12 protein-coding genes are annotated in these 8,521 nt (G+C 73.1%); 2 read left to right on the top strand and 10 right to left on the bottom strand.

From position 1 onward, the window contains the following. Positions 1-119 precede the first annotated feature (119 nt). From CCN29_RS03830 to CCN29_RS03795, 8 genes are all read right to left on the bottom strand, one after another. On the bottom strand, positions 120-1,151 hold the full coding sequence (locus CCN29_RS03830; protein ID WP_143661272.1) for a hypothetical protein: 1,032 nt from the start codon (positions 1,149-1,151) through the stop codon (positions 120-122). A gap of 215 nt (positions 1,152-1,366) precedes the next feature. Continuing rightward, positions 1,367-1,828, bottom strand: a complete 462-nt coding sequence (locus tag CCN29_RS03825) for a hypothetical protein (protein ID WP_086680059.1) — start codon at positions 1,826-1,828, stop codon at positions 1,367-1,369. After that, a complete protein-coding gene (locus CCN29_RS03820) occupies positions 1,825-2,190 on the bottom strand; it encodes an HNH endonuclease (RefSeq protein WP_086680057.1) in 366 nt (121 codons plus the stop codon). The genes CCN29_RS03825 and CCN29_RS03820 overlap by 4 nt, the downstream gene beginning before the upstream one ends. 96 nt (positions 2,191-2,286) lie before the next feature. Beyond that, positions 2,287-2,775: a hypothetical protein gene (locus tag CCN29_RS03815; protein WP_086680055.1), complete on the bottom strand. Its 489-nt coding sequence runs from the start codon at positions 2,773-2,775 to the stop codon at positions 2,287-2,289. Between the two features lie 12 nt (positions 2,776-2,787). After that, positions 2,788-3,291: a hypothetical protein gene (locus CCN29_RS03810; RefSeq protein WP_086680053.1), complete on the bottom strand. Its 504-nt coding sequence runs from the start codon at positions 3,289-3,291 to the stop codon at positions 2,788-2,790. 294 nt (positions 3,292-3,585) lie between these two features. Next, positions 3,586-4,368, bottom strand: a complete 783-nt coding sequence (locus CCN29_RS03805) for a helix-turn-helix domain-containing protein (protein ID WP_086680051.1) — start codon at positions 4,366-4,368, stop codon at positions 3,586-3,588. Positions 4,369-4,406: 38 nt separating this feature from the next. After that, on the bottom strand, positions 4,407-5,369 hold the full coding sequence (locus CCN29_RS03800) for a deazapurine DNA modification protein DpdA family protein (RefSeq protein ID WP_442538228.1): 963 nt from the start codon (positions 5,367-5,369) through the stop codon (positions 4,407-4,409). Next, positions 5,366-6,007: a VUT family protein gene (locus CCN29_RS03795; RefSeq protein ID WP_107481669.1), complete on the bottom strand. Its 642-nt coding sequence runs from the start codon at positions 6,005-6,007 to the stop codon at positions 5,366-5,368. The genes CCN29_RS03800 and CCN29_RS03795 overlap by 4 nt, the downstream gene beginning before the upstream one ends. A gap of 129 nt (positions 6,008-6,136) precedes the next feature. Here CCN29_RS03795 and CCN29_RS03790 point away from each other — a divergent pair, with 129 nt between their 5' ends. Continuing rightward, positions 6,137-6,529: a hypothetical protein gene (locus CCN29_RS03790; RefSeq protein ID WP_086680049.1), complete on the top strand. Its 393-nt coding sequence runs from the start codon at positions 6,137-6,139 to the stop codon at positions 6,527-6,529. Beyond that, entirely contained in the window at positions 6,502-7,020 is a 519-nt protein-coding gene (locus CCN29_RS03785; protein WP_442538227.1) for an XF1762 family protein, read from the top strand. The genes CCN29_RS03790 and CCN29_RS03785 overlap by 28 nt, the downstream gene beginning before the upstream one ends. Positions 7,021-7,069: 49 nt before the next feature. Here CCN29_RS03785 and CCN29_RS03780 read toward each other — a convergent pair whose 3' ends face one another. Next, positions 7,070-8,038 carry an ATP-dependent DNA ligase gene (locus CCN29_RS03780; RefSeq protein WP_086680047.1) on the bottom strand — a complete coding sequence of 323 codons (969 nt, stop codon included), beginning with the start codon at positions 8,036-8,038 and terminating at the stop codon, positions 7,070-7,072. 23 nt (positions 8,039-8,061) lie between these two features. After that, entirely contained in the window at positions 8,062-8,403 is a 342-nt protein-coding gene (locus CCN29_RS03775) for a DUF6233 domain-containing protein (protein ID WP_086680045.1), read from the bottom strand. Between the last annotated feature and the right edge of the window lie 118 nt (positions 8,404-8,521).

Below are 8,521 nucleotides of genomic sequence, written 5' to 3'. Positions count from 1 at the left end.
CTACCCCCCCGGGGGGGTAGGGGGTTGGGTCAGCCGGGTGAGCGACCTGTTCTTCACACCCGTAGACGGAGTGAGGCGCCGAAACGTTACGGGTGCCGGGGGAAGTTTTTCCCGGCCGGTCAGGCAGCGGCGTTCAGGGCGCGGTTGACCGCGGCGACGTCGCGGCCGATCACCTCGGCGAGGCGGGTCTGCGGCCAGCCGTACGGCTCGGCGTGCAGGGTGCGCATGGCGGCGGTGCGCAGTGCGATAGCTGCGTGCCGGCGGGCGGAGGCGGCTTCGTAGGCGGCGGCGATCTGCGGGAGCTGCTCGGCGGCGTCGGGGTTGTAGTCGATCCCGGCGGCGCGGGCGGCGGCCGGCTGCTCTCTGCGGGGTGGGAGGGCGACGCCGCGGGGCACGCCGAGGGCGCGTTCCAGGACGCGCTTCATGCCCTGCCGGGAGATGCCCGCAGCCTCGTAGACGGCGCGGGCGGTGGTGTAGCAGGCGAGGGAGGCAAGGGCCTGGTCGCGCTCGGGCAGAAGGAGGCTCATCTCGTCCTCGGCCTGCTCCACGGCCTCCACCGTCCTGGCGAGGAGCTCCTCGGGGGGAAGGTCCAGGTCGGCGAACTCGTTGCGGAGTTCGGCGGCGGCCTGGTCGCGGATGGCGGTGAAGTCGGGGGCCGGCGGGGTGGTGGCGTGGACGCGGCCGCCCGCGGTGCGTACCGCCTCGTGCGCGGGTCCCATGTGGGCGAAGGCCGCGTCACGGCGGGCCCTGGCGGTCTCGTAGCGGCGGGCGACCTGCACGGCCTGGTCGTGGATGTCCGGCTGGGCGTGGGCGGGGTTGTTGGCGCGGGCCTGCTCCAGGCTCGCGGTGCCGTTCCAGCGGCGTCCTTTGGGCAGGTGCGCGCCGTTGTGGTGGTCGGCGACCTTCTGGGCGTAGGAGTAGGCCATGCTGCAGGCGTCGGCGAGTTCCTTGCTCACGCGGCCGTCGGCGAGCGCGGCCGCGGCGAGGAGCTGGTCCCGCTCGGGCTTGAGCAGGGCCAGCTCACTGTTCGCCTGGTTGCGGATCTCGGTGGCGCGGGCGCGGCGCTCGAAGGGATCTGCGATCGCGGCGAGCTCGCCGTCGACCTCGGTGGCGGCGGTGGTGCGGAGCCGGTCGTAGTCGGTGCTGAGCATGGTGGTGTCCCGTTCCCGGGTGCGCACCCGTGCGGGTGCTGGTGGCAGGGGCCTCCCCTAGCCGTGCTTCCTTGACCGGGAATCGTACACCACATCAAACGGGTGTGTGGGGGAGCGGGAGCGGTCCCGGGCGGCCAGCACCACGAGGACGTCATGCGCGGGCAGCCGGTCGACGTCCAGGCGCACCCGGGGCGGGATCGTCGGGGCGAGGGCGGTCACCGGCGCCTCCGGTGCAGGGAGCCACCGGAGGCGCGGCTCTCGCGCACCATGGCGGCCGTGGCCAGTTTGAACAGGCACACGGTGCGTGAGGCGAGGGTGACCAGAATCCCGATGCGGATGTCGCCCGGGCGGGAGCTGCCCGGGAGGGGCGGACCGCCGTACATGAACCCGGCGCTGATCGGCACCCGGCGTACGGTGCGCCAGGTGCCGACGGAGTAGCGGCCGAAGCGCTCCCCGAAGTCGTAGTACCGCTGCCGGGTGATCTGCGGCGAGGTGCCGAACTGGCCGATGGCGAAGGTGCGGCCGAGCACGGACAGCAGGACACCGATCGTGCGGGGCGTGCAGTGGGTGTGGGTGCGGATGCGGGAGGCATTCCAGGCGGGGCCGCCGCGCCAGGTGGCGAGGTACCAGCGCACGGTGAGCGGGTAGGTGCGGGCGTTGCCGGGTGCGGCGTTCATCGGGTCACCGCCTTCGGGGCGCGGACCATGGAGCGGGTGCCGTCGGGGTGGAGGGCGTACTGGCGGCCGCCGGGGTAGGTGACGGCCATCTCGCCGGGGAGCATGGGCCGGCGGACCTTCCAGCCGTGGCTGTAGGCCTCGCGGGGGTGGTCCTCGAGCCAGCCGTTGCAGACGGTGCAGACCAGGAGCAGGTTCTGCGGCTGGTTGATCCACTCCTCGCGGGCGCCTCCCATGCCGCGGTTGACGCGGTGGTGGATGGTCAGGTCCGCGGGGGAGTCGCAGCGTACGCAGCGGCCTCCGTCGCGGGTGTGCACGACCTGGCGCACGGTGTCGGTGGGGCCCGTACGGCGTCGGGTGGCCACAGCCGTTTCTCCGTCCCGCCCCGGCCTGCTGGGCCGTCAGGATCGCGGCCGCGGGGAAGCGGCGGGGCAGGAGCGGAACATGCACGCCAGGGGCGGTTACCGTCCCGCGGTCTGCTTCCGCACGGCGTAGAACAGGGTGGTAATGGTGTCCTGGCTGCGGTGCGGGTCGCCGTCATCGAGGGCTTCAAGGGCGGCGGCCGCCGCTTCCTGGATGGGGTGGGGGAGCGCTTCGTCGGAAGCCACCTTGTAGGCGTGGGCGCGGCGCGCGGCCCGCTCCTCGGGGGTGACGCCGTCCGGGCTGGCGGGGAACACCGCGGCCTCGTACTGGGAGATGGTCGCGAGCAGGCTGTCTGACCGTCCCTCGACGTACCCGGACCGCGCGGCCGCGCTCTGGGCGGTCTCGGCGGCGGCCAGAGCGCGGCCGCGGGTGAGGAGACCTCCGATGAGCGCGCCGCCTCCGGTGATCGCGGCGACGGCCAGGGCGATGCCGGGGCCTCCGGCGGCCGCACCGACGCCGGCGCCGAGGGTCGCCACGGCGGCCGCGACGGCGGCGGTTCCGTACAGGTGGGCGCGCTCAGGAGTCATGCGGCCAGTGTGTCAGCCCTCCCCCAGCTCCGGCCCCGGTTCCTGCTGCTGGCGGGTGCGGGCGGTGTTGAGGGCGTCGAGGAGCTCCACGGCGTACGGGACGGGAACGGCCTCGATGAGGAGCTTCCCGCGGCCGTCCTCGCCGATGGTGAGGGACCACTCGGCGCCGGTGGCCTCGTCGTCGTAGTGGAAGGTCCCGGGGTCCTCTTCGGCCAGGGGGAGCTCGGCCTCCTCGAACCAGCCGACCCCGAACACCGCGTCACTGGCCTCGCCGAGGACCGTGTTGGGGATGTCGGAGAGCTCGACCGTGGCGAGGGTGTCGGTGTCGATGCACACCCGGCCGGCTCCCAGATCGCCCGGCTTGTCGATCGCCAGCATGACCGGGCAGCAGTAGGTGGGCGTGCGGTTGTGGTCGAGGCCGGGCAGGGCCAGGCGCAGCGCGTTGACGGCGGAGTCTTTGAGGTGCTCGTTGGCGTCCCGCCACTCTTCGAGAGCTTCCATCACGGTGGGGTTCATGGCCCCGGATGGAAGGCGCCGATCCGGTTTGCGTCTCGGGGTGAGCCCGCCTTGGCGGGCGAGAATCCTCGAGACGGCCCGGCGGCCGGCCCGGCTTCCTCAGCCACCTCAGTTCGGGTTGTTACTTCGGTTGGTTGAGTTCTTCTTGTTTACATGCGCTACAGCGTATGAGGCCACATGCGCTGTAGCGCATCAGGCCAGATACGCCACAGCGCATCAGGATTTCACCACGTGCGCTGTAGCGCATGAGGAAACCCTGATGCGCTAGAGCGCACGTGGATTAAAAACCGCAGGTCACAGGGTCTTCGCGGTCCGGTGCAGACGGGAGCGCAGCCAGGAGCGGATCCGGCCCCGCCGACGGCTCAAGTCGATCACCAGCGGCCCCCCGGCCGCGGCCTGCTCCGGCGCTTTGAAGTGGTAGACGGTCGGCTTCTCCGGCAGCAGCATCGGCCGCTGGTCCGCCTTCACCTCGTAGGCCTCCAGCAGCTCGCCCGGCACGCACGCACAGCCCACGCCCTTGAGTTCCAGCCCCACCGGCCCGGACTCCCCGGAGCCCTCCACCACGGCGACCCGCCGGTGCAGGTCCGCACACAGCCGCTCGTACTCGGAGCTCGCCCCGCCGATGCGGGAACGGGCACCACGCGCGAGCCACCGCTGCAGCGTTCGCGGCGTCACCCCGGCGGCCGCGGCCGCCACCGCCCGACCGTCCCCCGCCTCCACGCTACGCACCACCACGTCGACCAGGTCCTCGTTCAGCAGCGGCGGCCGCCCCGTCGGCTTCACCTCACGCACGCTCACCTTGTTCACGCGGCGGACCTGCTCGGCGTCCTCCACGCACTTCACCAGCCGCAGACACAGCCAGTCGTGCCCCATCAGCGCACTGCCGTCGACCCCGGCGTCCCGCAGCCGGCGGCCCTCGGCGAGCCACCGCATCAGCGAGGCGTAGCCGACCTGCACCGCCGCGGCGATCTCCCGCCGGTTCATGCCCTGCTCGGCGGCGGCCGCGATGTCCTTGATCAGATCGGCGGTGAGCAGCGGCGGGCGGCCGCGGCGCGGCAAGGGCTTCGAGTTCGTCATGGCCGCGGACCGTAGGGAGTTGGGCGGCTTGTGTCGCGTCATGCGGCGAGCTCCGCATCGAGCGCCATCTGCTCCCAGCCGGCCCCCGTCGTCGGGTTCGGGGAGCTCGGCACGCGCGGGCCGGGCGCGCCCGGTGTGGGCGGCTGGGTGATGCGCCGGTACCAGGCCAGCGCGCCATCGAGGCAGTAGCCGCACGTCTGCGCCTTGTGCGTGCACGACTCCAGCCGGATCTTCCGCTTGCGGTACCCGTACGACCAGGCCTGAGAGTCCGCGGACGCCAGCAGCTCCCCGTACATGGCCAGCCCGTCGGTTTTCACGCCGAAGCCGTGCAGGCGCAGCCCGAGCGCGGACAGCGTCCCAATGATCTGGGCTATCTCGCTGGTGTCCTCCCGGCGGCACACCGACCCCACCCCCACCACGGGAACCGTGTCCAGGTCGACCCCGGCCTGCTCGTACAGGCGCACGCAGTGCAGGTAGTCCTCAAGGGCCCAGCCCTGCAGCACGGGAATCCACGGCACATCGGGGGCCAGGGTGCGCAGTTCGAGGTAGTTGCCGACCGTGAGGCGCTGGTGGATGCGCACCGCGGTCGTCAGGTCGTGCTCGTCGTCGCCGTCGGCCAGGCCGCGCAGCTCGCGCGTGCCGTGGAAGTAGCGTTCGTGGCGGGCGCCGAGGTGCTGGTTCTTCCCGTAGATCACCCACGGCTCGCACATGCAGTCCTGCGGTGCGGCCCACAGCATCCGCTCCGGCCCCAACTGGGCGCGGTAGCGGCGCACCTCGGCCGCGTACTCGGCGGCGCTCACCCGCCACCGGCCGAACTTCTTGAGCTCGGTGAACCCGCCGGAGTCGAGAGCGAAGTTGTGCAGGGCGCGCGGCATCACCCGGTTCGGGGAGCGGCGGGCCAGGCGGGCGCGGGAGACGAACAGGGCGACACCGTCCAGGCCGGGATGCGGTTTCCACAGCCAGGACGGTTCAGGGATGCCGAGGAAGAACCGGGCCCTCATGCCGGGCGGCGCCGCATCCCTATCAGGTGCAGCACCACCACGGCGGCGAGCGTCATCTCCGCCTTCGCGAGCACCTGGCCGGGCAGGAAGTGCAGGGAGCCGAACGCCAGCGACAGGAACAGCAGCGAGTCCACGACCAGACCGACCGCGTTGGACGCGGCCACCGCGGCGACCAGCCGGCCCCGGGCCGGGCGCTGCGACTCCCCTGCCAGGGCGCGCCGGGCCCGGCGGGAGAACCGGGCACATGCGAGGAGCAGCGTCTTGCGCAGCCCGTGCTTGCGGACGGGCGTGTAGACGGCCATGTCCACCAGCTCGGCCACCGCGAACGCCACGGCGGACGCGAGCGCTAGGCCCGGGTCGGCCAACAGGTACGACAGGAGCGTCCCGGCGGCGATGGCGACCAGGACCGCGGCCCGGCCCGCCACCTCGTGGACCAGGTCCCGCAGCACCAGGGCGAGACCCGCGGTGAACACGGCGGCCGGAGCCGTCAGCCCGAACCCCACGCCCACGGCCCCGACATGGGTGATCAGCAGGTTCGCGGCCGGGATGGTCGCGATGTACAGGACGTAGGCGGCCGCAGCAGCGGACGCCGACAGGGCGCGCGAGAGGCCAGCAGACGGCCCGGTGATCTTCAACATGCGGCGGACCGTAGGAACCGGCCCGCCCTACCGTCCCCGGCTCACCACGCGACGCAAACCGCCCGCCCCCTGCACGGTGCCCGGCACCCGGGGCGCAGCAGAGCGCCCCCGCCGGCCCGGAGGCCACCCTTGATACCGAACTCTCTCCGCCGCGCCCTGAACACTCAGAGCATCGCCCTGTGGGCCGCCGGAATCTCCGTCACGGGCAACACCACCCTGGCCGTACTGACCGACGTGGACGTGCGGCTCGGCTACTTCCTGCTCCTCGCCGCGGTCACCAGCGGCGCCCTGGCAGTCGTCGGCCCCGGCACCGGAGGCCTGATCGCCTACCTCGCCGCCTCCGGCCTGTGCGGGATCTCCCTGTGGGCCGGGCTGATCCCTGCGGCCGCGGTCGTCCTGTACCGGGCCGCACGGCGTGCGGTGATGCTGTCCCAGACGGACGCCACCGCACCCGCGCGTGGCGTCGGCCCGGGCGTCTGGCGCACGCTGCAGGCGTGGGCCGGCTGGGCGCAGCGGCGGTGAGCGGCCTGCACGTCGTGCCGGTGCGGCAGGTCGACGCGAAGGCCTTCGTCACCGCCTGGCACCGCCACCACAAGCCGCCGCCCGGCGCCGTGTTCTGCCTCGGCGCCGCCGACGACGACGGCATTCTGCGGGCCGTGGCGATGGTGGGGCGTCCCGTCGCCCGGCTCTTCGATGACGGGCGCACCCTGGAGGTCACCCGCACGGCCACGGACGGTGTCCGCAACGCCAACAGCGTCCTGTACGGCGCAGCGTGGCGCGCGGCGAAGGCCCTGGGCTATGCGCGGCTGATCACGTACACGCAGGACGGGGAGAGCGGCGCGAGCCTGCGGGGCGCCGGGTGGAAGGTCATCGCGCAGCGCAAGCCCCGCCGCGGCTGGGACTGCGCCAGCAGGCCACGCTCCTCCCGGGGGACGGACAACATCGCGCGGACCCTGTGGGAGGCACCGAGCAGCTGCACAGTCGGCCCCGGCGACCGCACCGAGCAGGCGTAGGCTCACGGCTCGTGGAGAGTTACCGAATCCGCTGGAAGCCGGGGGTTCTTCACTCCTCGAACCGCGGCACCTCCCCTGGGGCGACGTCGGGGCGCGCCCGGTGCCAGCGCGCGGCGTGCCTCCAGCGGCCGCCGCTGTCGCGGGCGACGTCGACGCCGACCTCCACCACCAGCTCCGGCGCCACGAGAGTCACGTGCAGGGTCTCCCGTGTCCCCCACCCGGCGGAGAACGTCCACCCGGTCCACGGATGCGGCGCGGCGGCCGTGGTGAGCAGCGGGGCCAGCGTGCGGCCTGCGGTCTGCGGGAGGGTGGTGGTGCGGCCGATGTAGCGCAGCCGGCCCGCGGTGTCGTACCGGCCGAGGAGCAGCGTGCGGGGCGCGGCGGCCGGGCCGGTGTACGCGCCCACAAGCGCGTCCTCCGTATGCCTCACCTTGTGCTTCTTCCACCCTCGCGCGCCGGGGGCGTAGGGGCTGCGCAGCCGCTTGAAGACCACGCCTTCGATGCCGACCGGGGTCCAGTTGGTCAGCCAGTCGTCCACGGTGGACTGCTCGGTGGTCGACGGGCACAGCGCCCACGTCCCGGACAGCCCGCGCTCGGCGAAGAGCCCTTCCAGGGCCGCGCGGCGCCGCTCGTACGGCCACCCGGTGGTGTCGGTGCCCTCCAGGCGCAGCACATCGAACGCGACGAAGTGGGCGGGCCACTCCTCGGCCAGCCGGGCGGCCGCGGGCCCGCGCCGCTGCAGACGTCCCTGCAGCCGCTCGAACGCCAGTCGGCCGCCCTCCCACACGATGAGCTCCCCGTCGAGGGCCGTACGGTCAGGGAGCTGCCCGGCGGCCGCGCGTACCTCGGGGAACGCCTCGGCCAGCGGTGTGCCCTGCCGGGAGCGCAGCACCAGGTTCCCCTGGCTCCAGGACAGCAGTGCGCGCCACCCGTCGAACTTGATCTCCGCCGCCCACCCGGCGGGCAGGACGGGGTCCGGCGTCGGGGCGGCGAGCATCGGCTCCGGCAAGGTCCACATGCCGCAGGTGTTCCACGCGGGGGTCAGCCGTCCACATAGCCGAGCTCGGTGTCCGGGCGGCAGTGCGAGCACGCCGGCACACCTTCCGCGAGCGCGTGGAGCGCCTGCTCCCGGCTCACGCCCTCCGAGCGTTTACCCGCGTTCCAGCAGCCGCCGACGTGGACGTACACGGGCGCCGAGCGCGCATTCAGCCCGCGCTCCAGCAGCCAGTCCGGGACGGGTGGGCGCGCCTGCATTCCGCGCTGGCGTTCGGCCTCCCGCTGCTCCTCCGCGGCGATCCATCGTCGGGTGCGCTCCAGGTCCCTCCGCTGGACCTCCTCCAGGAAGCGGAGCAGCGCGAGACGCGACACATTGGTATCGCTCATGCGTTCGATTCTAGGATGTGCTGGTCACACGGCCACACGAGGGGGAAGGGAGGAGACCGGCATGGAGCCCGCGGAGCTGCTCGCCCGGCATGGCACCGCCCCCGGCGCGCTGGAGCCC

Source organism: Streptomyces pseudogriseolus (genome assembly GCA_002154585.1).
Taxonomy (GTDB): Bacteria; Actinomycetota; Actinomycetes; order Streptomycetales; family Streptomycetaceae; genus Streptomyces; species Streptomyces pseudogriseolus.
Note: the sequence above shows the minus strand (reverse complement) of the source record. Positions and strands in the feature narration are given on the sequence as shown.

Excerpts from the sequence above, each read along its gene's own strand:
- CCN29_RS03775 (WP_086680045.1), bottom strand. The coding sequence starts at position 8,403 with ATGAGCGATACCAATGTGTCGCGTCTCGCGCTGCTCCGCTTCCTGGAG.
- CCN29_RS03815 (WP_086680055.1), bottom strand. The coding sequence starts at position 2,775 with ATGACTCCTGAGCGCGCCCACCTGTACGGAACCGCCGCCGTCGCGGCC.
- CCN29_RS03825 (WP_086680059.1), bottom strand. The coding sequence starts at position 1,828 with ATGAACGCCGCACCCGGCAACGCCCGCACCTACCCGCTCACCGTGCGC.
- CCN29_RS03780 (WP_086680047.1), bottom strand. The coding sequence starts at position 8,038 with ATGTGGACCTTGCCGGAGCCGATGCTCGCCGCCCCGACGCCGGACCCC.
- CCN29_RS03795 (WP_107481669.1), bottom strand. The coding sequence starts at position 6,007 with ATGTTGAAGATCACCGGGCCGTCTGCTGGCCTCTCGCGCGCCCTGTCG.
- CCN29_RS03805 (WP_086680051.1), bottom strand. The coding sequence starts at position 4,368 with ATGACGAACTCGAAGCCCTTGCCGCGCCGCGGCCGCCCGCCGCTGCTC.
- CCN29_RS03810 (WP_086680053.1), bottom strand. The coding sequence starts at position 3,291 with ATGAACCCCACCGTGATGGAAGCTCTCGAAGAGTGGCGGGACGCCAAC.
- CCN29_RS03800 (WP_442538228.1), bottom strand. The coding sequence starts at position 5,369 with ATGAGGGCCCGGTTCTTCCTCGGCATCCCTGAACCGTCCTGGCTGTGG.
- CCN29_RS03830 (WP_143661272.1), bottom strand. The coding sequence starts at position 1,151 with ATGCTCAGCACCGACTACGACCGGCTCCGCACCACCGCCGCCACCGAG.